The following is a 505-nucleotide window of genomic DNA, read 5'->3' as shown; positions in this document are numbered from 1 at the left end:
GGCTCAGTTCAATTTGCAACCCGTCGGCTCCGGCCCGTTCCGCTTCCGACAGTGGCTGGCCGAGGGCGGCCTGATTACCGGCCTGATTTTGGAGAACGCGCCGAATTATCACGGCCGGCCTGCGGCGCTGGCGGAGGTTGAGTTCCGCTTCTACCCCAACAGCGCCGAAGCACTGGCCGCCTATCGGCGCGGCGAGGTGCTGGGCATCAGCCGGCTTGACCGCGAACAGGTAGCCGCTGCTGCCCTGCTGCCCAACCTGCGCCTGTACACCACGTTCGAACCGGAGTACACGCTCATCTTCCTCAACCTGCGCGACGACACGCTGCCCTTCTTTCGCGAGAAGCGCGTGCGCCAGGCGCTGCTGCTCGGCCTAAATCGGTCGCAAATGGTCAACGATATCCTTCACGGTCAGGCCGTCATCGCCGATTCGCCGGTAATGCCCGGCTCGTGGGCCTACAACCTTGACCTGCCGACCGTGCCCTATAACCCCATCGAGGCCGAGAAC

Annotated in this window: 1 protein-coding gene; it reads left to right on the top strand. The window is 64.4% G+C overall.

The features are described 5' to 3' along the window. A partial coding sequence (locus NZ773_16385; GenBank protein ID MCS6803502.1) for an ABC transporter substrate-binding protein occupies positions 1 to 505 on the top strand: 505 nt, incomplete at both ends.

Source organism: Dehalococcoidia bacterium (genome assembly GCA_025054935.1).
GTDB lineage: Bacteria > Chloroflexota > Dehalococcoidia > SpSt-223 > SpSt-223 > JANWZD01.
The sequence above is the reverse complement of the archived record's forward strand: the minus strand, read 5'-3'. Positions and strand labels throughout refer to the sequence as shown.